Annotated in this window: 25 protein-coding genes; 20 read left to right on the forward strand and 5 right to left on the reverse strand. The window is 68.3% G+C overall.

Annotation, left to right across the window (positions count from 1 at the left end):
* Positions 1-27 precede the first annotated feature (27 nt).
* The 3 genes from MAY35_RS03020 to MAY35_RS03030 all read left to right on the forward strand — a co-directional run bounded on the left by MAY35_RS03020 (position 28) and on the right by MAY35_RS03030 (position 4,159).
* Positions 28-996: a bifunctional riboflavin kinase/FAD synthetase gene (locus MAY35_RS03020; protein ID WP_238419142.1), complete on the forward strand. Its 969-nt coding sequence runs from the start codon at positions 28-30 to the stop codon at positions 994-996.
* Positions 997-1,133: 137 nt separating this feature from the next.
* Positions 1,134-1,403, forward strand: a complete 270-nt coding sequence (gene rpsO / locus MAY35_RS03025) for a 30S ribosomal protein S15 (RefSeq protein ID WP_188329069.1) — start codon at positions 1,134-1,136, stop codon at positions 1,401-1,403.
* A 458-nt stretch (positions 1,404-1,861) separates the two neighbouring features.
* Entirely contained in the window at positions 1,862-4,159 is a 2,298-nt protein-coding gene (locus tag MAY35_RS03030) for a polyribonucleotide nucleotidyltransferase (RefSeq protein ID WP_238419143.1), read from the forward strand.
* Positions 4,160-4,250: 91 nt separating this feature from the next.
* Here MAY35_RS03030 and MAY35_RS03035 read toward each other — a convergent pair whose 3' ends face one another.
* Positions 4,251-4,988 carry a S1 family peptidase gene (locus tag MAY35_RS03035; RefSeq protein ID WP_238419144.1) on the reverse strand — a complete coding sequence of 246 codons (738 nt, stop codon included), beginning with the start codon at positions 4,986-4,988 and terminating at the stop codon, positions 4,251-4,253.
* 121 nt (positions 4,989-5,109) lie between these two features.
* On the opposite strand from MAY35_RS03035, the gene MAY35_RS03040 reads away from it, so the two are divergent.
* Positions 5,110-6,594, forward strand: a complete 1,485-nt coding sequence (locus MAY35_RS03040; protein ID WP_238419145.1) for a putative nucleotidyltransferase substrate binding domain-containing protein — start codon at positions 5,110-5,112, stop codon at positions 6,592-6,594.
* A 6-nt stretch (positions 6,595-6,600) separates the two neighbouring features.
* Positions 6,601-7,371, forward strand: coding sequence for an NRDE family protein (locus MAY35_RS03045; protein WP_238419146.1), 771 nt, complete (start codon positions 6,601-6,603; stop codon positions 7,369-7,371).
* Here the strand turns inward: MAY35_RS03045 and ald are convergent, their stop codons facing one another.
* The gene (gene ald, locus MAY35_RS03050; protein ID WP_238419147.1) at positions 7,372-8,487 is read right to left on the reverse strand and encodes an alanine dehydrogenase; all 1,116 of its coding nucleotides are present in this window, start codon (positions 8,485-8,487) and stop codon (positions 7,372-7,374) included. It lies immediately after the preceding gene.
* Between the two features lie 146 nt (positions 8,488-8,633).
* Between ald and MAY35_RS03055 the strand changes: the two genes are divergently transcribed.
* From MAY35_RS03055 to MAY35_RS03075, 5 genes are read left to right on the forward strand one after another with little or no spacing between them, the layout of a single operon-like run.
* Complete coding sequence (locus tag MAY35_RS03055) at positions 8,634-9,116, forward strand: Lrp/AsnC family transcriptional regulator (RefSeq protein WP_238419148.1); 483 nt, start codon at positions 8,634-8,636, stop codon at positions 9,114-9,116.
* A gap of 55 nt (positions 9,117-9,171) precedes the next feature.
* Entirely contained in the window at positions 9,172-9,921 is a 750-nt protein-coding gene (gene dapB, locus MAY35_RS03060; protein WP_238419149.1) for a 4-hydroxy-tetrahydrodipicolinate reductase, read from the forward strand.
* Between the two features lie 4 nt (positions 9,922-9,925).
* Positions 9,926-10,465: a hypothetical protein gene (locus MAY35_RS03065; RefSeq protein WP_238419150.1), complete on the forward strand. Its 540-nt coding sequence runs from the start codon at positions 9,926-9,928 to the stop codon at positions 10,463-10,465.
* Between the two features lie 32 nt (positions 10,466-10,497).
* The gene (locus MAY35_RS03070) at positions 10,498-11,058 is read left to right on the forward strand and encodes a maleylpyruvate isomerase N-terminal domain-containing protein (RefSeq protein WP_238419151.1); all 561 of its coding nucleotides are present in this window, start codon (positions 10,498-10,500) and stop codon (positions 11,056-11,058) included.
* Positions 11,058-11,531, forward strand: coding sequence for an NAD(P)H-dependent oxidoreductase (locus MAY35_RS03075; RefSeq protein WP_245403540.1), 474 nt, complete (start codon positions 11,058-11,060; stop codon positions 11,529-11,531). The genes MAY35_RS03070 and MAY35_RS03075 overlap by 1 nt, the downstream gene beginning before the upstream one ends.
* Positions 11,532-11,617: 86 nt before the next feature.
* Here the strand turns inward: MAY35_RS03075 and MAY35_RS03080 are convergent, their stop codons facing one another.
* Positions 11,618-12,520 carry an NAD(P)H-binding protein gene (locus MAY35_RS03080; protein ID WP_238419152.1) on the reverse strand — a complete coding sequence of 301 codons (903 nt, stop codon included), beginning with the start codon at positions 12,518-12,520 and terminating at the stop codon, positions 11,618-11,620.
* A gap of 143 nt (positions 12,521-12,663) precedes the next feature.
* Here MAY35_RS03080 and MAY35_RS03085 point away from each other — a divergent pair, with 143 nt between their 5' ends.
* The gene (locus MAY35_RS03085; protein WP_238419153.1) at positions 12,664-13,665 is read left to right on the forward strand and encodes an AraC family transcriptional regulator; all 1,002 of its coding nucleotides are present in this window, start codon (positions 12,664-12,666) and stop codon (positions 13,663-13,665) included.
* Here the strand turns inward: MAY35_RS03085 and MAY35_RS03090 are convergent.
* Entirely contained in the window at positions 13,651-14,010 is a 360-nt protein-coding gene (locus tag MAY35_RS03090) for an HNH endonuclease (protein WP_238419154.1), read from the reverse strand. The two genes, MAY35_RS03085 and MAY35_RS03090, sit on opposite strands and share 15 nt — an antisense overlap.
* A 108-nt stretch (positions 14,011-14,118) precedes the next feature.
* Here MAY35_RS03090 and MAY35_RS03095 point away from each other — a divergent pair, with 108 nt between their 5' ends.
* From MAY35_RS03095 to MAY35_RS03110, 4 genes are all read left to right on the forward strand, one after another.
* Entirely contained in the window at positions 14,119-14,952 is an 834-nt protein-coding gene (locus tag MAY35_RS03095) for a thymidylate synthase (RefSeq protein ID WP_238419155.1), read from the forward strand.
* Between the two features lie 17 nt (positions 14,953-14,969).
* Positions 14,970-15,473 carry a dihydrofolate reductase gene (locus MAY35_RS03100; RefSeq protein WP_238419377.1) on the forward strand — a complete coding sequence of 168 codons (504 nt, stop codon included), beginning with the start codon at positions 14,970-14,972 and terminating at the stop codon, positions 15,471-15,473.
* Complete coding sequence (locus MAY35_RS03105; protein WP_238419156.1) at positions 15,473-16,699, forward strand: winged helix-turn-helix domain-containing protein; 1,227 nt, start codon at positions 15,473-15,475, stop codon at positions 16,697-16,699. Before MAY35_RS03100 ends, MAY35_RS03105 begins: the two co-directional genes overlap by 1 nt.
* 75 nt (positions 16,700-16,774) lie before the next feature.
* On the forward strand, positions 16,775-17,557 hold the full coding sequence (locus tag MAY35_RS03110; protein WP_238419157.1) for an HAD-IIB family hydrolase: 783 nt from the start codon (positions 16,775-16,777) through the stop codon (positions 17,555-17,557).
* Here the strand turns inward: MAY35_RS03110 and MAY35_RS03115 are convergent, their stop codons facing one another.
* Complete coding sequence (locus tag MAY35_RS03115) at positions 17,558-19,231, reverse strand: alkaline phosphatase (RefSeq protein ID WP_238419158.1); 1,674 nt, start codon at positions 19,229-19,231, stop codon at positions 17,558-17,560.
* A gap of 184 nt (positions 19,232-19,415) precedes the next feature.
* Between MAY35_RS03115 and thyX the strand changes: the two genes are divergently transcribed.
* The 5 genes from thyX to MAY35_RS03140 all read left to right on the forward strand — a co-directional run bounded on the left by thyX (position 19,416) and on the right by MAY35_RS03140 (position 26,954).
* Entirely contained in the window at positions 19,416-20,168 is a 753-nt protein-coding gene (gene thyX, locus MAY35_RS03120; protein ID WP_238419159.1) for an FAD-dependent thymidylate synthase, read from the forward strand.
* Positions 20,169-20,205: 37 nt separating this feature from the next.
* On the forward strand, positions 20,206-21,111 hold the full coding sequence (gene dapA, locus MAY35_RS03125) for a 4-hydroxy-tetrahydrodipicolinate synthase (RefSeq protein ID WP_238419160.1): 906 nt from the start codon (positions 20,206-20,208) through the stop codon (positions 21,109-21,111).
* On the forward strand, positions 21,111-23,144 hold the full coding sequence (locus tag MAY35_RS03130; RefSeq protein WP_238419161.1) for a ribonuclease J: 2,034 nt from the start codon (positions 21,111-21,113) through the stop codon (positions 23,142-23,144). The genes dapA and MAY35_RS03130 overlap by 1 nt, the downstream gene beginning before the upstream one ends.
* A gap of 46 nt (positions 23,145-23,190) precedes the next feature.
* Complete coding sequence (locus MAY35_RS03135; protein WP_238419162.1) at positions 23,191-23,823, forward strand: TIGR03085 family metal-binding protein; 633 nt, start codon at positions 23,191-23,193, stop codon at positions 23,821-23,823.
* 80 nt (positions 23,824-23,903) lie between these two features.
* Positions 23,904-26,954, forward strand: a complete 3,051-nt coding sequence (locus MAY35_RS03140; RefSeq protein WP_238419163.1) for a DNA translocase FtsK — start codon at positions 23,904-23,906, stop codon at positions 26,952-26,954.
* Positions 26,955-26,985: the final 31 nt, after the last annotated feature.

Raw genomic sequence — 26,985 nt, forward strand, 5'->3', positions numbered from 1 at the left:
AACACCCGCTGCCCGTACTCTGGTCGCGTGTTGCGTTGGCGAGGTCTTGACGACATCCCTGCGGACTGGGGACGGTGCGTGGTCACCATAGGTGTCTTCGACGGTGTGCACCGCGGACATGCCGAGCTCATCAATGCCGCCACGTCGGCGGCCGCGGAGCACGGTGTCCCCTCGGTGCTGATGACCTTCGACCCGCACCCGTCCGAGGTCGTCCGGCCGGGATCGCATCCGCCGCAACTGACGACCCTGACGCGTCGAGCGGAACTGGCCGAGGAACTGGGCATCGACGTCTTCTGCGTCATGCCGTTCACGCCGGAACTCGCCGCCCGGTCGCCCAAGGACTTCGCCCACGACATCCTGGTGGAGACGCTGCATGCGGCCGTCGTCGTGGTCGGCGACAACTTCACGTTCGGGCGCAAGGCCGCCGGTGACGTCTCGAAGCTCGCCGAGCTCGGCGGCAAGTTCGGGTTCACCGTGGAATCGGTGTCGCTCTTCGGCGAACATGCCGTTACCTTCTCCTCGACCTACATCCGATCCTGTGTCGCCGCCGGCGACGTCGACCGGGCGACCGAGGCCCTCGGCCGGCCGCACCGCGTCGAGGGTGTGGTCGTCCGGGGCGACGGCCGCGGCCGCGACCTCGGGTACCCGACGGCCAACGTCGCGCCACCGATGTACGCCGCCATCCCCGCCGACGGCGTCTACGCCGCCTGGTTCACCATCCTCGGTGCGGGCCCGGTCGTCGGCGAGGTCGAACCGGGGGAGCGCTACCAGGCCGCGGTGTCGGTGGGCACCAACCCGACCTTCTCCGGCCGTACCCGCACCGTCGAGGCATTCGTCCTCGACAAGAGCGCCGACCTCTACGGTCAGCACGTCGCCGTCGACTTCGTGCATCGCATCCGCGGGATGGAACAGTTCGACGGGGTCGACGACCTGATCAGCGCCATGGGCGACGACGTCACCAAGACCAGGGAGATCCTGGCCGCGGCGGAGAACTGAGGGTTAGCGGCCCGCTCCCTTCGCCGGATTTGGGTCCGGCCCGTCGCGCCGGGTAACCTGGCCAGTCGGTGTTGCTGCAGTCCGCGGTGGCGCACCCGAGTCTTGTGAACGCGGTACTGAGAATCAGGAGTACAACCATGGCTTTGACTGTCGAGCAGAAGAAGGAAATCCTCGCCGAGTACGGTCTGCACGAGACCGACACCGGTTCGCCCGAAGCCCAGGTCGCCATGCTGACCAAGCGCATCGTCGACCTCACCGAGCACCTCAAGCAGCACAAGCACGACCACCACAGCCGCCGCGGGCTGCTGCTGCTGGTCGGACGCCGTCGTCGTCTGCTGAAGTACGTCGCCAAGGTCGACATCAACCGCTACCGTTCGCTCATCGAGCGTCTCGGCCTGCGCCGCTGATCGCACCGACTTCCACCGGCCGTCCCCGAATCGGGGGCGGCCGGTTTGTCGTATTGAGGTATTGACAGCGCTCGATGCTAGGCTGGCCACGGATCGTTGCCGTGAACTCGTGGCAGTGCGGAACGACGAGCCAGATCGGTCCTCGGTAGTGGCCGCCGGAACCCTCGCCCGGGCAATCCCAGGGCATGCAGGTTTCCGGCCGCTTCGATCGAAGGCCGTCTGAGCACTCAGCAGGCGCAGAGACGCTGCGCCATTCACCGTGCTGCCGCACATTCTCGGCGCGTTCTGGATCGGCCCGATCCGCGCGTGCCCACTCTCGCCGTGTCCGCTCGACGTGACATGCGAGTACGTGCCGTGCACCTCCGCGCGGACCGATTCCCAACCGCACAAGCGGCCATTCCTCATGGCCGCGTCAGACGGCCGCCCCAGGCAGCCGCTACGAAGGGATTCCACCCCACATGACAGATGTGAACACCCCGGACGTCAACGACACCGAAGACTTCGCCGACGACTACGACGACGCCATCACCGAGGCGACGGCCGTCATCGACAACGGGAGCTTCGGCACCCGCACGATCCGCTTCGAGACCGGACGCCTCGCGCAGCAGGCCGCCGGCTCGGTCACCGCCTACCTCGACGACGAGAACATGCTGCTCTCGACCACCGCGGCGTCGAAGCACCCGAAGGAGCACTTCGACTTCTTCCCGCTCACCGTGGACGTCGAGGAGCGGATGTACGCCGCCGGCCGCATCCCCGGCTCGTTCTTCCGTCGTGAGGGCCGTCCGTCGACCGACGCGATCCTCACCTGCCGCCTCATCGACCGCCCGCTGCGCCCGTCGTTCGTCGACGGCCTGCGCAACGAGATCCAGGTCGTCGTGACCGTCCTCTCGCTCAACCCGAACGACCTCTACGACGTCGTCGCGATCAACGCCGCCTCGGCGTCGACCCAGCTCGCGGGGCTGCCGTTCTCCGGTCCCGTCGGCGGCGTGCGTGTCGCGCTGATCCCGACCGAGGAGAATCGTGCCGGGCAGTGGGTCGCGTTCCCGACCGTCGAGCAGCTCGAGGGCGCCGTGTTCGACATGGTCGTCGCAGGCCGCATCGTCGCCGGCTCCGGTGATACCGCCGACGTCGCGATCATGATGGTCGAGGCCGAGGCCACCGACAACGTCATCGACCTCATCGCAGGTGGCGCACAGGCGCCGACCGAGGCGATCGTGGCCGAGGGCCTCGAAGCCGCCAAGCCGTTCATCGCCCGCCTCTGCGAGGCACAGAAGTCGCTGGCCGCCGCCGCGGCCAAGGAGACCGCCGAGTTCCCGCTGTACCCGCCGTACCAGTCCGATGTGTACGACGCCGTCGCCGCGGCCGCGACCGATCGCCTCTCGGAGATCCTGACCATCGCAGGCAAGCAGGAGCGCGACGACAAGACCGACGAGCTCAAGGCCGACATCCTCGCCCAGCTGGGCGAGCAGTTCGCGGGCCGCGAGAAGGAGATCGGCGGCGCATACCGTTCGCTGACCAAGAAGCTCGTGCGCCAGCGCATCCTGACCGACCACTTCCGCATCGACGGTCGCGGCATCACCGACATCCGCGCGCTGTCGGCCGAGGTCGCCATCATCCCGCGCGCACACGGCAGTGCGCTGTTCGAGCGCGGCGAGACCCAGATCATGGGTGTCACCACACTCGACATGGTCAAGATGGCGCAGCAGATCGACTCGCTCGGGCCCGAGAAGTCCAAGCGGTATATGCACCACTACAACTTCCCGCCGTACTCGACCGGTGAGACCGGCCGCGTCGGTTCGCCCAAGCGTCGCGAGATCGGTCACGGCGCGCTCGCCGAGCGTGCCCTGATGCCGGTGCTGCCCACCGTCGAGGACTTCCCGTACGCGATCCGTCAGGTCTCCGAGGCACTGAGCTCCAACGGCTCGACCTCGATGGGTTCGGTCTGCGCGTCGACCATGTCGCTGCTGAATGCCGGTGTGCCGCTGCGCGCCTCGGTGGCCGGCATCGCCATGGGCCTCGTCTCCGACACCGTCGACGGCGAAACCCGTTATGTGGCACTGACCGACATCCTCGGCGCCGAGGATGCCTTCGGCGACATGGACTTCAAGGTCGCGGGCACCAAGGACTTCGTGACCGCGCTGCAGCTCGACACCAAGCTCGACGGCATCCCGTCGCAGGTGCTCGCGGGTGCGCTCAGCCAGGCCAAGGACGCCCGGCTGACCATCCTCGACGTCATGGCCGAGGCCATCGACGAGCCGGACGAGATGAGCCCGTTCGCGCCGCGGATCACCACCATCAAGATCCCGATGGACAAGATCGGCGAGCTGATCGGCCCCAAGGGCAAGACGATCAACGGCATCACCGAGGAGACCGGCGCCAACGTCTCCATCGAGGACGACGGCACCGTGTTCGTCGGCGCCGCCGACGGTCCGTCCGCGCAGGCGGCGATCGACCGCATCAACGCGATCGCCAACCCGCAGTTGCCGAAGGTCGGGGAGCGCTTCCTAGGCACCGTCGTCAAGACCACCGCGTTCGGTGCGTTCGTGTCGCTGCTGCCGGGTCGCGACGGCCTGGTGCACATCTCGAAGCTCGGTAAGGGCAAGCGCGTCAACAAGGTCGAGGACGTCGTGAACGTGGGCTCCAAGCTCCGCGTGGAGATCGCCGACATCGACGAGCGCGGCAAGATCAGCCTCGTCCCCGTCGACGACGACGCGGCACCCGCCGACGCGCCGGCCGCCGAGACCGCCGACGCATGATCTGAACTCAGCAGTCCCACCGGGGCCCGCCGTCCAGTCGGACGGCGGGCCCCGGTGTCGTCTGTGCTGGTGTCGTCAGGTGCCGGTGGGGTCATCGCGGATCGGCTTCGACGACCCAGATCTCGAAGCCGTCGGTCCACTCCGATCCGGAGTCGGCGATCTGCTCGTACAGTCCCTCGATGGTCTGCGCCGTGGAGATCGCCTGATCCGGGTTCTGGGTGCCGAAGTTGCCGCTCGAGGAGATGCCGACCAGGACGTACTGACCGCTGCGGGTCTCGAGGTACCACGGCGACCCGGAGTCGCCCCCCAGGACCACGAGTTCGGCGTTGACGAGCCGGTGCTCGGGTGCCGCGTCCTGGTGCAGCAGCGCGGTGACCGTGCCCACCGTGGTGCCGGTACGTTCGCCGGTCTTGGTCACCGGGTCGCCGACCTCCGGGTCGGACGCGGCCGCGAAGACCGGGTCCACCTCCCAGTCGTCGTCGACAGCGATGACGGTGTACCCGCGTGGGTCGGCGAGCGTGATCGACCCGTCCGCGGTGCCGCCGTCGTCCTTCCAGTCGACGACCTCGCCGATCGGCTCGCCGTCGGTGGTGGTGACCTCGTCACCGACTCCCTCGGCGCAATGTCCGGCCGTGACGGCCAGGCGGTCACCATCGGCGTTGGTACCGAAGAAACCGATCGAGCACAGTCCGTCCCCGATGACGATGCCCTGTCCGGCGGTCAGCGAATGGGCGTACGCCGGTGTGATCGCGGCGGCGGGGCTGGCGCCCACCGCCAGGGCGAGGGCGGCCAGCAGGGTGGTCGCGGCGGCGATTGTCGGCTTGTTCATCGGGTGTCCTCTGCGCTCGAAGGTGTCTGCTTCTACGAGTGCTGCCGGATGCCTGCGGTGTCCACGGTGAGCGCGGGTTCATTCGTCCGGTCGATGCACGGCCCGCCTAGACTCTGCAGAGATGGACGGTGCGGAGTCGCGGCAGCAGTTGACGGTCGCGCGTCGTCGCGATGCGGCCGCATCACCGGCGACGAGCACGGTCGCCGACCTGATCCGTACCGAACCGGTGATCGGGCGGGCCGACATGACCGTGCGTCAGGCGGCCGGCCTGATGACCGCGCGAGGTCAGGACTACGTCGTGTTCCCCCTCGCGGACCGACGACACGGCGTTCTCACCGATGCCGACATCCGGGCGCGGGTCGTCGCCGCGGGACGCCCGCTCGACACCTCGATCGCCGAGATCGTCAGCGGGCCTGCGTTCGTCGTCGACTCGGATACGACGGCGATGGATGTACTGACCGAGATGGTCGACCGTGACCTGACAATCGTCCCCGTCTGCGACGCGCACGGAGGGGTTCTCGGTGTCGTCGGCCCGGGCGACTTCGTCGCCGACCCTGCAGGTGCGAGCCTGCCCCTGCGCGAGCAGGTCTCGAGGTCGTCGAACATTGCCGAGCTGCAGGCGCACGCGCGTCGGCTCCCGCAGGTCGTGGCCGATCTCGTGCGGCGCGACCGGCCGGCGTACGAGGTGACCCGCGCCGGATCGCTCATCGTCGACTCGATCGTGCAGCGTGGCCTGCAGCTCGTGTTCGACGCCCACCCCGATCTCGATCCCGCGGCGTTCACCTGGGTGTCGTTGGGCAGCAACGCCCGACGCGAGCCGGTGCTCAGTTCGGACGTCGACTCGGCCGTGTCGTTCGACGACGCGGTCGAGGCCGGCGAAACTGACCGGTACCGCGCCGCGTTCGGTGAGCTCGACGACGTGCTGCGCGGCGCGGGCCTGACCGTCGACACCAACGGTGCGGTGGCGTCCAAGCAGTTGTTCGCGCGAACGCATGCGCAGTGGCAGTCGGCTGCGTGGGAATGGATCGCGCGTCCGCTGGAGAACAAGGGGATGATCTTCACCTCGCTGATGCTCGACGGTCGGCCGCTGCGGGGGCGCCGGCCCGACGCCGCACCGGCGGTCGCGATGACGGCGATGCTGCGAGCGGACCCGCGCACGATGGGTCTGCTGCTCGACGAATCGCTGGCGACCAGGGCCAGGATGCGGTCGATGCGCGACGTGCTGACCGGTCGGGGAAACGTCGTCGACCTCAAACGTCAGGCGCTGACGCCACTTGTCAACATCGCCCGCTGGGCGGCGCTGAGTGTCGGATCGACCGAGCTGGGGACCCGCGAACGACTCCGGTCGGCGTCGGGCAGTGAGATGTTGCCCGTCGAACACGCGGCCACCCTCGTCGAGGTGTTCGACGTCCTGCAGCGCGTCCGCCTGAGATATCAGGTGGCACAGTTCGATCGGGGTGATGTGCCGTCGGACCTGCTCGAGATGTCATTGCTGTCGCCCCTCGACCGCAGCCTCGTCGCGCAGGCCATCCGCGAGGTCGCGGGTGTCCAGCGACGGATGGCGACCCTGAGCCACCTCGTCCCGAGAACCGAACAGGTGACCTGAGATCCCATGTGCTTGATCTTCTTTGCGTGGAACACCCATCCGACGGAGCGGTTGATCGTCGCGGCGAACCGGGACGAACAGCATCGGCGGCGCACGTTCGCGCTCGCCCGGTGGGATGACCTCCCCATCATCGGCGGGCGAGACGCTGTCGCGTGCGGAACCTGGATGGGGGTGGCGGCCGAGTCGCCCGAGCGGGTGGCGATGGTGACGAACGTCCGCGTCGGCCCGGCCCGTCGCACCGGGATTCGCTCGCGTGGGCAGCTACCCGTCGACTACCTCACGGGTGACGAGACCCCGAAGGTGTTCGCGCACCGCGTCGCCGACGATTCCGCCGCCTACGACCCGGTGAACCTCCTCGTCGCCGACGCCGACGAATTGTGGTGGGTGACCAACTGGCCGGCGCCACGCGTCGAGCGGGTGACCGACGGAGTCCATGGGGTCTCCAACGGCGCGCTGGACAACGACTGGCCGAAGGTCGTCGACGGGTCGGTGGCAATGGCAGATCTGGTCGCCGCCGACGACGGGTCGGATCGATCCGACGAGGCATATTTCGCGATGCTCGCCGATCAGGACCGGCCCGATCCCGCACGTCTGCCCGACACCGGCGTGGGGCCGGAGGCCGAGGCGGTGCTGTCGCCGAAATTCATCAACATCCCCGGCTACGGCACCCGCGCCTCGACTCTCCTGCACGTCGGCCACGACGGCCACGGCCGAATCACCGAGCGGCGGTACGGGTGGCGGGCCAAGCGGCGGGGGACCACCACGCTGAGCTGGTGATCAGTTGTGGGCGAACGGATTCGGTACCGTCGACCGGCCGAGTGCGGCGCCGACCTCCGCGGTGACGAGATCGCCCCGGTGGGTGCTGAGCCCGGTCGCGAGCGCGGCATCGGTCGCGCACGCCTGCTCCCAGCCGAGGTCGGCGATGCGCAACACGTAGGGCAGGGTCGCGCCCGTCAGTGCCTGGGTGGATGTCCGGGCAACCGTCCCCGGCATGTTGGCGACACAGTAGAAGGTGGTGTCGTGGACGCGGAAGGTCGGGTCGTCGTGAGTGGTGGGCCGGGAGTCCTCGAAACACCCGCCCTGGTCGATGGCGATGTCCACCAGGACCGCGCCCGGCTTCATCTGTGCCACAAGGCTGTTCGAGACGAGTGTCGGAGCCTTGGCGCCCGGGACCAGTACGGCGCCGATCACCAGATCGGCGTGCGTGATCGCTTCCTCGAGGGCGAGCGCAGTGCTGTAGCGCGTGTGGACGCGGCCCCCGAACCGGGAGTCGACTGCGCGGAGTTTCGTGACGTCGAGGTCGAACACGGTGACCTGCGCCCCCATCCCCGTCGCGATGGTGGCGGCGTTGACGCCGCTGACGCCGCCGCCGATGACGACGACCTCGGCGGGTTCGGTGCCGGGAACCCCGCCCATGAGTACGCCGCGGCCGCCCTCCGAGCGCATCAGGTGGTACGAGCCCACCTGTGGTGCGAGTCGGCCGGCGACCTCACTCATGGGCGCCAGTAGCGGAAGTGCGCCGTCGGCGGTGCGCACCATCTCGTAGGCGATGGACGTCGTGCCCGACGCGAGCAACGCTTCGGTGCACGCCCGACCGGCAGCCAGATGGAGATAGGTGAACAACGTCTGACCTTCGCGCAGGAACTCGAACTCCGAGGTGATGGGTTCCTTCACCTTGAGCAGCAGGTCGGCCTGAGCCCAGACCTCGGCTGCGGTGCCGAGGATCTGAGCGCCCGCGGCCTTGAAGTCGTTGTCGTGGATCGACGAACCCTCACCGGCCCCGGCCTGGATGAGGACGTCGTGCCCACGCCGATGGAGTTCGGCGACACCGGCGGGGGTGAGCGCCACCCGGTACTCGTGATTCTTGATCTCCGTGGGGACGCCGATGCGCATGGTGACTCCGTACTGGTTTTGGTCTCCTGAACGTTCCTCGATGAACTGATTCCAGGGTGAAGGAACTTCGGGTGTGACACAATGCGAGTGAAGAATATTTTGTGCTTCGCGAGTTTGCCGATGATCATGTGAGAGAAGGGGATGCCATGTCCGCGACCCCGAAGGATGTTCGGGCGGGCGGGCTGGACGAGACGGACCGGGAGCTGCTGCGTCTGCTCCAGTCGGATGCGCGGATGCCCAACAGCGAACTGGCGCAGCGCGTCGGCATCGCCGCGTCGACGTGTCACGGTCGCCTGCGCCGGCTCGTCGAGCTCGACGTCATCCGCGGGTTCTTCGCCGACGTCGACCCCGCTGCGCTGGGTCGTCCGCTGCGGGCGATGGTGGCGGTCAGCCTGCAGTCCGACGCGCGCGGTCAGATCCGGCAGTTCGTCGGAGAGATCGCCACCCACGACGAAGTGATCGACGTCTTCTTCCTGGCGGGCACCGACGACTACCTCTTGCACGTGGCTGCCGCCGACACCGAGGCGCTGCGGCAGTTCGTCGAACGCCTGAACGCGCGGCGCGAGGTCTCCGGAACGACGACGTCCCTGGTCTTCGAACACCGTCGCGGGGGCGCCCCGATCTTCTGAGTCCGCTGCGCCACTAGACTGGGCTCCGGCATGCGTCGAGACGAAGAGGGTGGACATGAGCGGTATCAAGGTGGGCGTCCTGGGCAGCCAGGGCAAGGTCGGGCAGGCGATCGTCGCGGCGGTCGAGAATGCCGACGATCTCACCTACACCGTCGGTGTCGACAAAGGTGACTCGCCGGAATTCTTCTCCGACACCGAGACCCAGGTGGTCGTCGACTTCACCCATCCCGACGTGGTCATGGACAACCTGAAATTCCTCATCGCCAACGGAATTCACGCGGTGGTCGGCACGACCGGGTTCACCGAGGAGCGCCTCGACACCGTGCGTGGCTGGCTTGCCGACAACCCGGGCGTCGGCGTGCTCATCGCTCCGAACTTCGCGATCGGGGCGGTCCTGTCGATGCGCTTCGCTGCTCAGGCGGCCAAGTACTACGACTCCGTCGAGGTCGTCGAACTCCATCACCCGTACAAGGCCGACGCGCCGTCGGGCACCGCCTACCGCACCGCGGAGCTGATCGGCCGCGCTCGTGCCGAGGCCGGCGTCGGACCCAGCCCGGATGCGACGAGCACCGAACTCGACGGCGCCAGGGGAGCAGTCGTCGACGGTGTGCACGTCCACTCGGTGCGGCTCGCCGGGCTGGTGGCGCATCAGGAAGTGCTCCTGGGTACGGCCGGTGAAACACTGACGATCCGTCACGACTCGCTCGACCGCGCGTCGTTCGCACCCGGAGTGCTCCTCGGTGTACGTAGCATCGCCGCCCGACCCGGACTGACCATCGGCCTCGAAGAACTGATGGATCTGTGAACCGATGACCACCGACGGCCCGCCGAACGAACCAGCCCACGACGACGACACCGAGGGCGGCGCACCACGCCTGGGACCGCAGACGAAGGACTCGAGGCCGATCGTCTGGATGATCGGGTTCCTTGTCGTGGCTCTGATCGTCTACTTCGTGCTGCTCGGATGGCGCGGCATCCAGCTGATCGGTTCGGGATCCGTGGCGGGCATCGGACTCGGTGTCGGGGTCATCGCGCTACCGCTCATCGGCGCCTGGCTGATCTACGCAACCCTGCGCGCCGGCCTCGAGCATCAGAAGCTCGCGGCGATCATGGCCGAAGAAGGTCGCGAACTCGACATCTCCCACCTCCCGCACCGGGCTTCGGGGCGCATGGAGCGCGACGCGGCCGACGAACTCTTCGCCCGCGTCAAGGCGGAGTGGGAGGCCGACCCCACCGACTGGCGCAACACCTATCGCATCGCACGTGCCTACGACTACGCCGGTGACCGCGGCCGCGCCCGCGCGATGATGAAGCGGGCGGTCGCGCAGTTCCACGGCCGGGAGCAGTAGCCCGGTCTCATCCGACGAGTGTGGGAGGCCCGATGAACGACCCGAGACCCTGGCTCGACGAGGCTGCCCGGTTGTGGGCCGATCATCTGGCGGACGTCGGACCCGAGAGCCTCGGGAAGGTCAGCGCTTGCGCGGGATGGACCAACCGCGACCTCATCAACCACCTCATCGGCGGCGGTTACCGCTACGCCATGCTCCTCGAGGGCGCCAGCGCTGCCGACACCCTGACGACCCGCGACGTCGACTACGTGGGTGCCGGCGATCCGATCGATGCCTTCTGGCTCAGCGACAACGCCTTTCGCGCTGCCGTCGACGCAGCCGACCTGGACGTCGAGGTCGATCATCGCGCGGGACGTCGCCCGGGTCGCCAGCTCCTCGTGATGCGAATCATGGAGCTGGCGTTGCACTCACACGATCTCAGCGTGGGCTTGGATGCGACCTGGGTTCCGTCCGACGGACTGGTCGGCTTCGTGCTCACCGACGCTGCCCCCGTCATCGACGAACTGCGCGCGGCCGGGCTGTTCGAGGCGCCGATCGACCCGGTGTCCGACGGCGCTGCCGACCGTCTGCTGGCGTTCGCAGGGAGGTCGTGATGCCAGAGCAAGACCGTGTGAAGCAGTTGTTGATCGTCCACCACACCCCGTCACCTGCCTGCCAGGAGATGTTCGAGGCCGTCCTGGCCGGCGCAACCGATCCGGAGATCGAGGGCGTCGAGGTGGTTCGCCGAGCTGCGCTCGCCGTCACCGCCTCCGACTTCCTGGGCGCCGACGGATACATCCTCGGCACGCCTGCCAACCTCGGATACATCAGCGGCGCACTGAAACACGCCTTCGACGTCAGCTACTACCAGATCCTCGACTCCACCCAGGGGCGCCCGTTCGGTCTGTACCTCCACGGCAACCAGGGCACCGAAGGCGCGGCCAAAGCCGTGGACGCCATCACCACCGGGCTCGGCTGGACCAAGGCCGCCCAGTACGTCGTCGTGTCCGGGGCGCCGGGCAAAGACGACCGCGAAGCATGCTGGGAGCTGGGCGCGACGGTCGCCGCGGGGTTGATGGAGGGTTGAGTCCGGGTGTTCCGCGGAACGCCCCAGGCGCGGGTCGTCGGCAACGCCACAGCCGCGCGGGTTCACAACATATGCACTACTCGTAGCTAGCGCTTATCGGGTGAAAGTAGCGCTTCTGCCAAGGTGGCGGCGTAGTCGTCGATCGTCGTCGGCCCGGTTATCACCGGAACGCCCGTGTGGCGGGCGGCGACCCGACCGTCATTGATCGCCCGGGTCATGCCGACGTGGTGACGTGCCACATCTGGACTGAACCCGGCCTCGGCGACCAGGGTCGCGATCATGTCGTCGTCGGAGAGGCGCACGTACTCCATCTCGGGGAGACCGAGGGCGCGTCCCAGTACGCGGGTCACGGTCGCCTGATCGAGGTCGACCGGACCCAGGATCTCGCGGATTGGATGTCCACCGCCCCAACTCTCACCGGTCAGTGCTTCGCGGGCCGCGGCCGCGATGTCGCGCGTGGCGACCATCGGGACTGCCACGTCCGGGTCGAGGGAGTCCGCAACCAGGCCCGCATGCTGGATCAGGGGGAGGTAGGCGCGTGCGTTGTCGTAGAACCACCCGGCGCGCAACGTCAGCATGTCGACGTCCGGCAGCGACGCCAGACCCTGCTCCATGACGTGTAGACCGGCGAGAAAGCCGGTACCGGAGGGGATCTCCGCGCCGACACTGCTGAGAACGACCACCCGAGACACGCCCGAATCGCGGAGAGCGCCCACGATCGCGTCGGTCATCGAACGCTGCGACGCCATGTGATCGACGGCTGTCGCGTCGGCCGGTTGCATCACGAACACCGCAGACGAACCGCGCATCGCGTCGGTGAGTGCGGGGACGTCGGTGGCGTCGGCCACCGCCGGCTCGGCGCCGAGACGTGCCAGCGTGTCGAGACGCGACGCCGATCGTCCGACGGCGCGCACACGGTGCCCATCACCGAGCAGAGAAGCGGCGAGTTGACCGCCGACCGTTCCTGTCGCGCCGAGAACTGTGAACAAGGGGAACCTCCTGGGTGGGTGTAAGTGCTGTACGTCCAGCCTCGACCCTCTGTGCCGGACGATCCATCTTTCATCGTCCGGGAAACATGGCAGATCGTCCGAACCGTTGGACGTACGGTGTTGTCCCGGCGGATGATCGTCGTGTGCGTGCCGCCGATCCGTTCCACACCCCGGACCCGCTGGGGGAGGCCCTGCACTTCTTCCGCCTCGACGGCGCCTTCTACTGCCGATCCGAACTCACCGAACCATGGGCCCTGACCATGCCGGTCTGGGAGGGCTGTCTCTGCGTCCACCTCGTGGTGTCCGGGGTCCTGCGCCTCACCGAACCCGGTGGTGGCAATCCCCGGGACGTTGAATCCGGCGGTGACGCACTGACGTTGGGCCCCGGCGACCTCGCACTCGTGCCGCACGGTCGGTCGCACGTCATCACCGGCGCCCGGACCGCTACCTCTGCGCCGGTGGTGACCGACCTGCCCCACGACTACCTCAGCGACCGGTACGCGATCCTGCGGCATGGGGGCGACGGGCCGGAGAGCACCGTGGTTGTGTGCGCGGTCGTTCGCTTCGACCATCCGTCGGCACGGCTCCTCACCGCGCTGTTGCCGCCGGTTCTGCACATCCGCGCCGGCACGGAACGGCGCAACGAACGGTCGTCTCTGCTGGCCGAACTCATCCGGCTCGTCGTCGACGAGGCCGGTGAGCTGCGCCCCGGTGGTGAGGCCGTCATCACGCGGCTCTCCGACGTCGTCGTCATCCACGCGATCCGATCATGGCTCGACGACGCGCCGGCGGCGCAGACCGGGTGGCTCGCAGCTCTTGCCGATCCGCAGCTGGGCAGCGCGGTGGCCGCGGTGCATCGCGAGCCCGCTGCTCCGTGGACCGTCGAACGGATGGCCGGCGTGTGTGCGATGTCGCGATCGACGTTCGCGGCCCGCTTCACCGCGGTCGTGGGCGAACCGGCGATGCAGTACGTGACCCGCTGGCGGATGTACGTCGCCGCCGACCGGCTCCGCGACCTGAACGCATCGGTGGCTTCGGTGGCGGGAGAGCTCGGCTACTCGTCGGAAGCGGCGTTCAGTCGGGCGTTCCGACGCATCAACGGGTTTCCACCCGGTCAGATCCGGCGTGAGCTACGCGCCGTCTGACGGATCCGCCAGGGCTCGGCTCACCTCGAACTGCCGGACCAGGAACGCCTTCTCGTCGAGCTTCTTGCGTCGCATCCAGGACGTCACCTCGGTGTTGCACTTGCTGGCGTTGCACGACCCGCAGCAGGGGACAACGTTGCTGACGGTGTAGCGACCGCCGCGCGAGATCGCGAGCATGCAGTCACGCTGGAGGGTCACTCCGATTGCGCCGCAGTAGGCACATCCGCCCCACGCCTCCTGCAGAGCGAGCCACTGGGCATCGGTGAGGTCGTTGTCTCGGGACGCGACGCGCTTGCGACGTCGCTTCGCGTACCGATTGGCGCGGGTCGTGCTGCGGGTGGCCACGGAAGGAGACTACCGCCCGAGCCACATGAGCCACAGCAGTCACAGCCCACGATCGCGTCGTGTCGTGCGCCCGGCGGCACGACCGCGGCGTTGCCTAGACTGACACCCGTGAGCACGGCCATCCGCGACACCTCATCGACCGGGACCATCCCGACGCCCTACGAGGATCTGTTGCAACTGATCCTCGACACCGGGACCCCCAAGTCCGATCGCACCGGGACCGGCACCCGAAGCCTCTTCGGCCATCAGCTCCGCTACGACCTCGCCGAGGGTTTTCCGCTGATCACCACCAAGAAGGTGCATCTCAAGTCCATCGTGTACGAGCTGCTGTGGTTCCTCCGCGGCGATTCCAACGTCCGCTGGCTCCAGGAGCGCGGTGTCACCATCTGGGACGAGTGGGCCGACGGGGACGGTGAACTCGGACCCGTCTACGGAGTCCAATGGCGCAGCTGGCCGACCCCGTCGGGCGAGCACATCGATCAGATCGCGGCCGCTCTCGAGATGCTCAAGACCAATCCGGACTCGCGTCGCAACATCGTCTCGGCGTGGAACGTGGGGGAGATCCCGCAGATGGCGCTTCCGCCGTGCCACGCGTTCTTCCAGTTCTACGTCGCCGACGGCAAGCTGTCGTGCCAGCTGTACCAACGCAGCGCCGACATGTTCCTCGGCGTGCCGTTCAACATCGCCTCGTATGCGCTGCTGACGCACATGATGGCGCAGCAGGCCGGCCTCGAGGTGGGCGAGTTCGTCTGGACCGGTGGCGATTGCCACATCTACGACAACCACGTCGAGCAGGTGACACGGCAGTTGTCGCGCGACCCCTACCCGTATCCGAGACTCGAACTGCGCCAACGGGATTCGATCTTCGACTACGACTTCGACGACATCGCGATCGTCGGGTACGAATCCCACCCCGGTATCAAAGCGCCGGTGGCCGTGTGACATCCGATCTCACCGCGATGCCCGAGGCGGTCCGGATGGTCTGGGCCCAAGGCCGAAACGGAGCGATCGGGCGGGACAACACGATCCCATGGCGCGTCCCTGAGGACGTGGCGAGGTTCAAGGAGCTGACCCTCGGACACCCGGTTGTCATGGGTCGCAAGACGTGGGATTCCCTCCCGGCACGGTTTCGCCCCCTACCCGGGCGCCGGAACATCGTGGTCACCCGGAGTGGCGGCTGGAGCGCGGACGGAGCGATCGTCGCGCGATCGGTCGAGGAGGCGCTCTCGCTCGCCGGTGACGACACCGTCGGGATCATCGGCGGCGGTGAGATCTACCGCGCCGCACTGCCGTTCGCAACCGATCTGTGCGTCACCGAGATCGACGTCGAGGTCGAGGGTGCGGATGCGTTCGCGCCGGAGATCACCGGGGGGTGGACCGTGGCGGAGTCGGGTGAGTGGGAGACCTCGTCGAGCGGAACCCGTTATCGCTTCGTCGACTACCGTCGCGCGCCGCAGGGCTGATGGTGCCGGAACGTCTGTCACCGGCCCAGGCGCGTCGAACCGCCCTGGCCGCACAGGGATTCACCGATCGCCGGCCCAGCGCCGCACCCACCATCGCGCACCTCAAACGCGTTGTCGCGCGGACGAGACTGCTGCAGATGGACTCGGTCAACATCGCGGCGCGTGCCCACTTCATGCCGCTCTACTCACGCCTGGGCCCGTACGATCCGGACCTGTTACACCGCGCGGCGTGGCGGCCGAGCCGCGGTCAGCGTCTGCTCGTCGAGTACTGGGCACACGAAGCCGCGCTCATCCCGGTGGAGGACTGGCCTCTCTTCCGTTGGCGGATGGACGAATTCGCCGACGGTCGGTACCGACACACGAAAGACGTCATGCGGCGCAACCGGACGCTGGCCGTCGATGTCCGCGCCGTGATCGAGGCGCGCGGGGCCAGCACGCCACGCGCCATCGAAGCGGAACTGGGCATCGAGCGCGAGCCCGGAGCCGCAGGCAGCTGGTGGCAACGCGGCGAGGTCAAACACCTCTGCGAGGCGATGTTCGCCGCTGGGGACCTGTCGGCGGTGCGGACCGACAACTTCGTTCGTCACTACGATCTCACCGAGCGGGTCGTCGGACCCGAGATCGCCGGACGGCATCCGGATCGTGCTGACGCGCAACGAGAGCTGATCTCACAGGCCGCGCGGTCGCTGGGCGTCGCGACCGCGGCCGACCTGGCCGACTACTACCGGATCCGGCCCGCCGACGCGCGGGCCGCGGTGGCCGACCTCGTCGACGCGGGTGAGCTGCTCGAGGTCACCGTCGACGGCTGGCGGGACACCGCCTACCTGGCGGCAGGCGCGCCGATGCCCCGGCGCGTGAACACCTCGGCGATCCTGTCGCCCTTCGACCCCCTCGTCTTCTACCGTCCGCGCGCGGAGCGGGTCTTCGGATTCCACTACCGCATCGAGATCTACGTACCCGAACACAAGCGCGTCCACGGTTACTACGTGCTGCCGTACCTGCTGGGCACCGACATCGCGGCGCGCATCGACCTCAAGGCCGACCGCAAGAACCGGACGCTGCTGGTGCTCGGGTCGTACTGCGAACCCGGGCACCCCCACGGCCGGGTCGCCGAACGCCTCGCCGCCGACCTCCGGACCTTCGCCGGATGGCTCGACCTCGACGGGGTCTCGGTGGCCGAACGCGGCGACCTCGCGGGTGAGCTCCGGCGAGTGATGCAATGCTGAGCATCGAGGATTTGTGACACTGATCCTGGGTACAGAGAACCCGATGTGGCCGATCAACCGATGGGAGACGAAGCGATGACCGTGTCGTACGACGGCAACGACTACCGACTGGTGATGTTCGACCTCGACGACACCCTTGCGCCGTCGAAGAGTCCGCTCGACGACCAGATGGTCGAATTGCTGCGACGCATGCTCGACGTCAGCCTCGGCTGCATCATCTCCGGCGGCAACTTCACACAGTTCGAGAAGCAGGTGCTGGCACGTCTGGGCAGCTTCGACAGCGTGGGTAACCTTCATCTGATGCCGACCTGCGGTACCCAGTACGTGCGGTGGTCCGGTACCGAGTGGGAGACCGTCTACGCCGAGTTCCTCAGCGACGACGAGAAGCAGCGCACCCTCGACGTGCTCGAGGCCGGGGCACGAGAACTCGACCTGTGGGAGAGCGAGACCTGGGGAGACATCCTCGAGGACCGCGGCAGCCAGATCACGTTCAGCGCGCTGGGCCAGCGGGCGCCGGTCGACGCCAAGGCGGCCTGGGATCCCGACGGCGCCAAGAAGGAATCCCTGCGCGCCTATGCGGCGGAACGCCTTCCTGATCTGGAGGTGCGCAGCGGGGGATCGACCTCGGTCGACGTGACGAAGAAGGGCATCGACAAGGCCTACGGGGCACTGAAGCTGATGGACATCCTCGGGCTCAGCACGTCGGACATCCTGTTCTTCGGTGACCGTCTCGACGAGGGCGGCAACGACTATCCCGTCAAGGCGCTCGGCATCACCTCCATCGCGGTGCACGGCTGGCCGGACACCCACGCCAAGCTCTCGGCGCTCCTCGATCAGGTCGACGCCGCCAGCCAGTAGCTAGTCGACCGGCCCGCCGGCCGGCATCACCATCTGCGTGCCGTTCGGGACGCGGTAGGACTTCGCGTAGTACTGACCGGAACGCGGGTCGGTCTTGTCGTGCACGAAGTACCAGTCCATCTGGGCGGCCGCCGGGGTGACGGTCAGCACCGAGTAGCCATGCGCGTCGAACTCGCTCCAGCGCACATGATGATTCGTCGCGCCGAAGGCCGACGACACGGCCACACCGGCGGTGTTCGCGGGCACGTTGAGCATGTCGTCGATGTTGGTCGAGGTCACCGAGGTGCCGACGAGCTCGGTGGCGACGCTGCCTGCACCCGGATAGTTCGACACGTCGACCGGGATGTCGCAGGCCCACGACGAATGGATGTCACCGGTGATGAACACGACGTTGTCCACTCCGCTGCGGCGGACGGTGTCGAGCAACCGGCGACGGTCGGCCGCGTAACCGTCCCACTGATCGGCGTTGTAGGGGATGCCCTCCTTGGGAATCCCGAGCAACGCGGTCACCGCACCGGTCGTCCGTGGATCGAGCGGGGGGAGCAGCACCGGCGCGATCATCACGGGGTTGCCGACGATCTTCCACCGGGCCTGCGAGGATGTGAGGCCGTTGGTGAGCCACGACATCTGGGCACGTCCCAGGATGGAACGCGCCGAGTCGTCGATGGCGGCCGACCGGGCGCTGACCTGGAGGTCGCGATAGGAACGGAGGTCGAGCATCGACAGTTCGAGCAGGCGGCCGTACTGCAGGCGCCGGAACAGGTGGCGACCCGCGGCATCGACCGCGGGCCGGACGGGCATCCACTCGGCGTAGGCCCGCAGGGCTGCCTGGCGACGCGCTTGCCACGACCCCTCGCCCGGCTGGTGGTTCTCGGCGCCGCCCGCCCAGGAGTCGTTCGACGACTCGTGGTCGTCCCAGGTGCAGATGAACGGGACATCGCGGTGGAGGGCGGCGAGGTCCGGGTCGGTCTTGTACTGCGCGTGCCGCGTCCGGTAGTCACGCAAGGTGGTGATCTCGTGACGCGGATCGTGGATACGCACCGCCCCGGTCTTCCCGGTGTATCCGCCCGTCTCGTACTCGTAGAAGTAGTCGCCGAGATGGACCACCGCGTCGAGGCCCGGTTGTGCTCGGAGGTGGCGGTAGGCGGAGAAGTACCCGGCCTCCCAGTTGGCGCACGACACCACGCCGAACCGGACCTTTGCGACGTCGGCGCCGGGCGCCGGGGCGGTGCGGGTACGACCGGTCGGTGAGACCGCACCCGCCGCCGGACCGGTCAGCACGGTGAACCGGTAGTGATACCGGGTACGGGGAGCGAGGCCGGCGGCGTCGACCTTGACGGTGTGATCGGTCTGCGCCGAGGTCCGCACCTCGCCGGCGGAGACGACGGTGGCGAACGCGGCGTCGAGCGCGACCTCCCAGCGCACCGAACACGGCGGTCCGATGCCGGCGCCCGGTGCGGACGCCGGGGTCTGGGTGACACGGGTCCACAGGATGACGGCGTCGGGCAGTGGGTCTCCGGAGGCGACTCCGTGGCGGAACACTTGCGCGGCAGCGGGGCCTCGGGGTGGCGACGGGGCGGCGTGCGCGATCGCGGTCGGTGTCGCCAGGGCGGTGCCGGTGACGACCGCGCCGGTACGCAGGAATCCTCGTCGTGTCGTGTCCTCGGACTTCATCGACTTTTTCACTCCCCCTGCGACGGCCGCGCAAGCAGGGACTCTACCGGTAGCGCCGCGTGCGGTCAGGGTGAATCCGTCTCGGCGCGGAGGCGGAGGGCGGCGCGGCCGGGCGGTGGGGGACAATCGGGAACCGCAGCGCCCGCGCACGCGTGGCCGAGCCGAGGCGAAAAGAGGAGACGGCGTGTCCGAGTTGGTGCCGCTGAAGGTGCAGATGGTGGCGATGACCCAGTTCGCCCCGCCGGAGGACGTGCCGTGGAGCACCGACGCCGAGGGCGGTGAGGCGCTCGTGGAGTTCGCCGGTCGCGCTTGCTATCAGAGCTGGGACAAGCCCAACCCCCGTACCGCGACGAACGCGGGCTATCTGCGGCACATTCTCGAGGTCGGCCACCTGTCGTTGCTCGAACACGCGTCGGTGACGTTCTACATCAGCGGGATCTCGCGGTCGTGCACGCACGAGCTCATCCGACACCGGCACTTCTCGTACTCCCAGCTGTCGCAGCGGTTCGTGCCCGAACACGACTCGAATGTCGTTGCGCCCCCGGCGATCGTCGGCGACGACGAGCTCGAGGAGCTGTTCGTCGCCGCCACCGACGCGTCCCGCGCGGCGTACACGGACCTCCTCGCCGCGCTGGAGGCGAAGTTCGCCGACGTCCCCAACGCGATCCTCCGACGCAAACAGGCTCGTCAGGCGGCACGTTCGGTGCTGCCGAACGCCACCGAGACCAAGATCGTGGTGACCGGCAACTACCGCGCGTGGCGGCACTTCGTGGGGATGCGCGCGACCGAGCACGCCGACGTGGAGATCCGCCAGTTGGCCGTCGAATGCCTGCGCCAGCTCATGCGGGTGGCGCCGACCGTTTTCGGCGATTTCGAGATCGGGACTCTCGCCGACGGCACCGAGGTCGCCACCTCACCATTCGTGCTGGAAGGGTGAGGATGGTCACGGATGGGGAGGCGGTAGCCTGAGCACCATGAACGCAGTCCAGGAACCGCTGCACGAGCATCCCTTCGGGACGAACGTGGTTGCGATGGTCACCCCCTTCCATGCCGATGGAAGTCTCGATCTGGACAAGGCCGCCGTCCTGGCCGACCACCTCGTCGCCAAGGGGTGCGACGGCCTGGTCGTGTCCGGCACCACCGGCGAGTCGCCGACCACCACCGTGCCGGAGAAGCTCGAGTTGCTCCGTGTCGTCCTCGACGCGGTGGGCGACCGTGCGCGCATCACCCAGGGTGCGGGCAGCTACGACACCGCCGAGAGCGTGCGGTTCGCCATCGAGTCCGAGAAGGTCGGTGCCCACGCGCTTCTCGTCGTGACGCCCTATTACTCCAAGCCCCCGCAGGCGGGCATCCTCGCGCACTTCCGGACCGTCGCCGACGCCACCGCGCTGCCGGTGCTGCTCTACGACATCCCGCCACGGTCGGTCGTACCGATCATGAACGAGACGATGCTCGCACTCGCCGAACACCCGAACATCCGAGGCGTGAAGGACGCCAAGGGCGACCTCCACTCGGCCGCCGGTCTCATCGCCAGCGCGGGGCTGGAATACCTCTCCGGCGAGGACGCACTGAACCTGCCCTGGTTGTCGATCGGTGCCACCGGTTACGTGAGCGTGATCGGCCACCTGGTCCCGGATCGCTTGCGCGACATGCAGTTGGCTGTGGAGAAGGGCGACATGCAGTCGGCTCGGGCGATCAACACGTCCATGCTCCCGCTCGTCAATGCGATGGGTCGCCTCGGCGGCGTCACGATGGTGAAGGCGGCGCTGCGCATCCTCGGACTCGACGTCGGGGACCCGCGCCTGCCGCAGGTGCCCGCGACCGGACACCAGATCGAGGAACTGATCGTCGACCTCCGGGCGGCAGGTGTACTGCTCTGATGACCGACAACGACAACAGCACCAGCGCCGACAACAACCGCCCCCGGCGACGCCGCGCGGACTCGCGCAGAGCGGGTCCGCCGGTCTCGCCGCCCGTCCAGGCCGCGGCGCCTGCGACCCCGGCTCCGGCGACCCCACCTGCCGCGGAACCGCAGACCGCGGAACCGCAGACCGCTGCGCCGAAGAGCGCGCCCGCGAAGTCCGGTGCGGCGCGCCAGACGGACTCGGGGGAGCCGAAGCACGCCGCGAAACGATCCGGCCCGTCGGCGTCGAACAACCGACGTGGACGGCATGAGCGTGGCGGCGACTCGCGGGGTCGTCGGAACGAGCCGCAGGCCACCCCGGCACCGGTCGACCGGTTGGGCACTCCGCGCCGCCTGCCCAAGGGCGGGCTCCGCGTCGTCGCGCTCGGCGGCATCGGCGAGATCGGTCGCAACATGACCGTCTTCGAGTACGACGGCCGGCTGCTCATCGTCGACTGCGGCGTGCTGTTCCCGGAGGACCAGCAGCCCGGCGTCGACCTGATCCTGCCTGACTTCCGCTACATCGAGGACCGCATCGACGACGTCGACGCGGTCATCCTGACCCACGGTCACGAGGATCACATCGGCGCGATCCCGTTCCTGCTGCGCCTGCGCAGTGACATCCCGGTGATCGGGGCGAAGTTCACGCTGGCCCTCGTCGATGCCAAGTGTCGCGAGCATCGGCTCCGCCCGAAACTCGTCGAGGTCATCGAGGGGCAGCGGACGACGCACGGGCCGTTCGAGTGTGAGTACTTCGCCGTCAACCACTCGATCCCGGATGCGCTCGCCGTCGCGATCCGCTCGCCCGCAGGCGTGGTCCTGCACACCGGCGACATCAAGCTCGATCAGCTCCCGCTCGATGGCCGCCTCACCGACCTGGCCGGATTCAGTCGCCTCGGCGACGAGGGCGTCGACCTCTTCCTCGTCGACTCGACGAACGCCGAGGTCCCCGGCTTCGTGACGCCCGAACGTCAAATCGGCGGGGTGCTCGACCAGGTGATCGGCAAGGCCCGTCAGCGGGTCATCGTGGCCTCGTTCGCGAGCCACGTCCACCGCATCCAGCAGATCATCGACGTCGCGCACAACCACAACCGTCGCGTCACGTTCGTCGGCCGGTCGATGGTGCGCAACATGCAGATCGCGCAGGATCTCGGCTACCTGTCGGTGCCCGACGGCGTCGTCGTGGACCTCGACACCGCGGCGACGCTGCCCGATCACCGCGTCGTCCTGATCTCCACCGGGTCCCAGGGTGAACCACTGTCCGCGCTGTCGCGCATGGCCCGTGGCGAGCATCGTCAGATCAACATCCGGGCCGACGACCTCGTCGTCCTGGCGTCCTCGCTGATCCCCGGCAACGAGAACTCCGTGTTCGCCGTCGTCAACGGACTGGCCAAACGCGGCGCGACCGTCATCACGCAGCAGAGCGCGAAGGTGCACGTCTCCGGCCATGCATCGGCGGGTGAGTTGCTGTATCTGTACAACGCCGTACGACCCTCGAACGCCATGCCGGTGCACGGCGAGTGGCGTCACCTGCGCGCCAACGCCGCGCTCGCGGTGGCGACCGGGGTGCCCGAAGACCGTGTGGTGCTCGCCGAGGACGGCGTCGTCGTCGACCTCGTCGACGGTCGCGCGGAGATCGTCGGACGTGTCCCGGTCGGGCACGTGTACGTGGACGGTTTGTCGGTCGGAGACGTGGGGGAGTCCACGCTCTCCGAACGCCTGGTGCTCGGCGAGGGCGGGTTCATCGCCATCACCGTCGCCGTCGACGCGACGACCGGTCGTGCGGTCAACACACCGGAGGTGTCCGGCCGCGGGTTCTCCGACGATCCCGGAGCGCTGAAGGAGGCCGCCGACATCGTCAACCAGACACTCGACTCGCTGGCCGCCGAGGGTGTCACCGACACACATCGGATCGCACAGGGCATTCGACGCGCGGTGGGTCGCTGGGTGTCCACGGCGTATCGGCGTCGTCCGATGATCGTCCCGACGGTCATGGCCGTCGGCGACTGACGGCCGTCAAGAAACGAAACCTCCGCCGTGTCGCTACGGTGGTCGTGTGACTGGTGCGCAGAACGAAAGAGCAGCCCTCGTCGAGACCCTGAGGAAGGTCGGGCCCAACGCGCCCACCCTCTGCGAGGGCTGGACCACGCGTGATCTGCTGGCCCATCTCGTCGTCCGGGAACGCCGCCCCGACACCGGGCCCGGCATCCTCATCCCCGCGTTCGCGGGGTACACCGAGAAGGTGCGGGCCCAGGCCGTCGACAAGGATTGGGACTCCCAGCTCGGACTCCTCGCGTCGGGTCCGCCCGTCTTCTCCCCGTTCAAGCTCATCGACCGATTCGCGAACCTGGCCGAGATGTTCGTCCACCACGAGGACGTCCTGCGCGGCGGAGCGGACCCGGCGGGTCCGTGGACACCTCGCAAACTGTCGCCCGAGCTCGAGGCCGAACTTCGTGGGCCCGCGAAGTCCATGGGCAAGATGACCCTCAAGAAGGTTCCGGGGCGGGTGACCCTGCGCACGACCGACGGCGACGACCTGGTGACAGCCGGCTCCGGCGACGAGGTGGTCGTCACCGGCCGAGTCGGTGAACTGGTCCTGTTCGCATTCGGACGCGAACCGCTCGACGTCACCTACTCCGGCGACGACGCCGCGATCGCTCGCGTCCGGGAGAGCTCGCGCGGCCTGTAGCCGGTCACAACTTCGACACGCGTGCCGTTGTCTGTGTTGCCCGTGTGACTGATGTGACCGACGCACACTAGTCTGTCGGTATGGCTTCGAAGGCAAGCACGGGTTCACGCGCGTCCGCGACACGTGGCGCGACCGGGACCGGCGCGCGCACGCGCAGCGGCGCGTCGGCGAGCGCCAAGCGATCCGGCGGCACGACCTCCGGGACCAGGGCAGCAGGAACACGGAATTCAGGGGCGCGGGGTTCGGGGTCCAAGAGTTCAGGGGCCAAGAGTTCAGGAGCAAAGACTTCGGGGGCCCGGGGTGCAAGCCGATCGGGTTCCGGCGGGTCGTCGCGGAAGATGACGCGTTCGGCGACCGCGTCCCCGCGGAAACGGGACACGTCCGCGTCCGCGGAGTCGGTCGACCTGCACCGTCGTTCCGTGGCCGCGGCCGGCGCGTCGGCAGTGGGGAAGGGCATCGGCGCGGGCTGGTCGCTGTTCGCCCGGGGGGTCGGCAGCGCGGCGCGGGTCGGTTCGGGTGTGGGGCGCGGACCTCGCGTCTCCGATGCCGACTTCGATCTCGACGACATCGATGGTGACGACTACGACGGTCACGGCGACGATCCGTTCGACGAGGACGGTGGCCGGCGGACCGAGGTGGGCGGCCACAGCCACCGCCGAGACGGAACCGCGCTCGGCCTGCTGGCACTCGGACTTCTCGTGGGTGCCAGCGTGTGGTTCGGGGCCGCGGGTCCGGTCGGGGCCTTCATCGAGGCGCTGACCCGTGCGGTCATCGGATCGGCGGCGGTTCTGCTGCCCCTCGCCCTGGTCGCCCTGGCGATCGTGCTCATGCGTCGTCCGGCCGCCCCGGAGCGCCGAGGACGCTACCTCGGTGGCGGCTTCCTGGTGGTGCTGCCTGCGCTCGGCCTGATGCATCTGATCGCCGGCGCGCCCCTCGACCTGCCCGGTCGTTCGGGTGCCGCGGGATTCGTCGGATTCGCCGTCGGCACTCCGCTCACGGCCGGTGTGACAGCCTGGGTGTCGGTGCCGATCCTGTTGCTGTGCATGGCTTTCGGCGTGCTGATCCTGAGTGGGCGCACGGTGCGCGAGGTCGTCGACGCCGCGGGCGGGTACCTCGGCCTCGGAGTCGCGGGCGCGCACGACGCCCCGTGGGACGACGTCGACTGGGACGCCGACGACTACGACGATCCCGATTTCGGGGACCCGGCTGACGACGCCCCTCACGGATCCGACCCAGACGGATCCGACCCAGACGGTTACGACCCAGACGGGTATGACTCCGGAGCTCTGGCGTCTCGATCCCGCCGTCGGCCTTACTCGTCCGACCCGTACGACAACTACCCGCCGGATTCGACGCCGTCGCGGTCGTCGGGTCGCACGTCGCGGCGGACCCCGCCCGGTCTCGCCGACCTCGCGCCCGTCGAGGAAGCGGTCACGGAGAATCTCGCCGATGCCCTGACCGAGCCCCTCGGTGCCGAGCCCGATCAGCCCACCGAGGTGATCGCACCGCGTACCGCGACGTCGCCGTCGCGCCGGGCCACGCCCGCGCCGCGACCCGCGAAACGGCCGGAGCCCGATCCCCAGCCGGAGTCCGCAGCCGACGAGGAGGCGTTCACCCCGTCGGAGCCCGTGGCGGAGGGCGATTACATCCTGCCTCCCCCCGGTCTGCTGCTCGAGGGTGATCCACCGAAGATGGGCAGCAGCGCCAACGACGACATGATCGACCGGATGACCGGCGTCCTCGAGCAGTTCAAGATCGACGCGGCGGTCACCGGTTACACCCGCGGACCGACCGTCACCCGCTACGAGGTCGAGCTGGGCCCGGGCGTCAAGGTGGAGAAGATCACCGCTCTGCAGCGCAACATCGCCTATGCGGCTGCCACGGACAACGTCCGCCTTCTCGCGCCGATCCCGGGCAAGTCCGCAGTGGGTATCGAGGTGCCGAACTCCGACCGGGAGATGGTGCGCCTCGCCGACGTGCTCAACGCGTCGTCGACCCGCAAGGACAAGCACCCGCTGGTGATCGGTCTCGGCAAGGACATCGAGGGCGACTTCGTCAGTGCGAACCTGGCGAAGATGCCCCACCTGCTGGTCGCCGGCTCGACCGGTTCGGGTAAGTCCAGCTTCGTCAACTCGATGCTGGTGTCGTTGCTCAGCCGCGCGACGCCCGAACAGGTTCGGATGATCCTCATCGACCCCAAGATGGTGGAACTCACGCCTTATGAAGGCATCCCGCACCTGATCACCCCCATCATCACGCAGCCCAAGAAGGCCGCCGCGGCCCTCGCGTGGCTCGTCGAGGAGATGGAGCAGCGCTACCAGGACATGAAGGCCTCGCGGGTGCGTCACATCGATGACTTCAACTCGAAGGTCCGCTCCGGGGACATCACCACCCCGCTGGGAAGCGAACGCGTCTACAAGCCGTATCCCTACATCCTCGCCATCGTCGACGAGCTCGCCGACCTGATGATGACGGCGCCTCGTGATGTCGAGGACGCGATCGTGCGCATCACCCAGAAGGCGCGCGCCGCGGGCATCCACCTGGTGCTCGCGACCCAGCGTCCGTCCGTGGACGTGGTCACCGGTCTGATCAAGACCAACGTGCCGTCGCGACTGGCGTTCGCGACGTCGTCACTGACCGACTCGCGAGTCATCCTGGACCAGCCCGGGGCGGAGAAGCTCATCGGTATGGGCGACGGTCTGTTCCTCCCGATGGGTGCGAACAAGCCGGTGCGCATGCAGGGCGCCTACATCACCGACGAGGAGATCGCTGCCGTCGTCGACTTCACCAAGGAGCAGGCGGAGCCGGAGTACACCGAGGGTGTCACCGCGGCCAAGGCCGGGGACAAGAAGGACATCGACAGCGACATCGGCAACGACCTCGACGACCTGTTGCAGGCGATCGAACTGGTCGTGTCGAGCCAGTTCGGGTCGACGTCGATGCTCCAGCGCAAGTTGCGGGTGGGCTTCGCCAAAGCGGGCCGGCTGATGGACCTGATGGAGACCCGCGGCGTGGTCGGTCCGAGTGAGGGTTCCAAGGCGCGCGAGGTGCTCGTCAAGCCCGACGACCTCGCGGGTGTCATCGCCTCGATCACCGGCGGCGGGGACGAAACGGACAGTACGGACAACTGACGCAAGTCTCTGATCAGGCGCTTCTGCAGCT

Origin of the sequence: Gordonia sp. 'Campus' (assembly GCF_022206305.1) — a bacterium.
Taxonomy (GTDB): domain Bacteria; phylum Actinomycetota; class Actinomycetes; order Mycobacteriales; family Mycobacteriaceae; genus Gordonia.

Coding starts and splice junctions, on each gene's coding strand:
- rpsO (WP_188329069.1), top strand. CDS start 1,134: ATGGCTTTGACTGTCGAGCAGAAGAAGGAAATCCTCGCCGAGTACGGT.
- MAY35_RS03030 (WP_238419143.1), top strand. CDS start 1,862: ATGACAGATGTGAACACCCCGGACGTCAACGACACCGAAGACTTCGCC.
- MAY35_RS03035 (WP_238419144.1), bottom strand. CDS start 4,988: ATGAACAAGCCGACAATCGCCGCCGCGACCACCCTGCTGGCCGCCCTC.
- MAY35_RS03040 (WP_238419145.1), top strand. CDS start 5,110: ATGGACGGTGCGGAGTCGCGGCAGCAGTTGACGGTCGCGCGTCGTCGC.
- MAY35_RS03045 (WP_238419146.1), top strand. CDS start 6,601: ATGTGCTTGATCTTCTTTGCGTGGAACACCCATCCGACGGAGCGGTTG.
- ald (WP_238419147.1), bottom strand. CDS start 8,487: ATGCGCATCGGCGTCCCCACGGAGATCAAGAATCACGAGTACCGGGTG.
- MAY35_RS03055 (WP_238419148.1), top strand. CDS start 8,634: ATGTCCGCGACCCCGAAGGATGTTCGGGCGGGCGGGCTGGACGAGACG.
- dapB (WP_238419149.1), top strand. CDS start 9,172: ATGAGCGGTATCAAGGTGGGCGTCCTGGGCAGCCAGGGCAAGGTCGGG.
- MAY35_RS03065 (WP_238419150.1), top strand. CDS start 9,926: ATGACCACCGACGGCCCGCCGAACGAACCAGCCCACGACGACGACACC.
- MAY35_RS03070 (WP_238419151.1), top strand. CDS start 10,498: ATGAACGACCCGAGACCCTGGCTCGACGAGGCTGCCCGGTTGTGGGCC.
- MAY35_RS03075 (WP_245403540.1), top strand. CDS start 11,058: ATGCCAGAGCAAGACCGTGTGAAGCAGTTGTTGATCGTCCACCACACC.
- MAY35_RS03100 (WP_238419377.1), top strand. CDS start 14,970: ATGCCCGAGGCGGTCCGGATGGTCTGGGCCCAAGGCCGAAACGGAGCG.
- MAY35_RS03105 (WP_238419156.1), top strand. CDS start 15,473: ATGGTGCCGGAACGTCTGTCACCGGCCCAGGCGCGTCGAACCGCCCTG.
- MAY35_RS03110 (WP_238419157.1), top strand. CDS start 16,775: ATGACCGTGTCGTACGACGGCAACGACTACCGACTGGTGATGTTCGAC.
- MAY35_RS03115 (WP_238419158.1), bottom strand. CDS start 19,231: ATGAAGTCCGAGGACACGACACGACGAGGATTCCTGCGTACCGGCGCG.
- dapA (WP_238419160.1), top strand. CDS start 20,206: ATGAACGCAGTCCAGGAACCGCTGCACGAGCATCCCTTCGGGACGAAC.
- MAY35_RS03130 (WP_238419161.1), top strand. CDS start 21,111: ATGACCGACAACGACAACAGCACCAGCGCCGACAACAACCGCCCCCGG.
- MAY35_RS03140 (WP_238419163.1), top strand. CDS start 23,904: ATGGCTTCGAAGGCAAGCACGGGTTCACGCGCGTCCGCGACACGTGGC.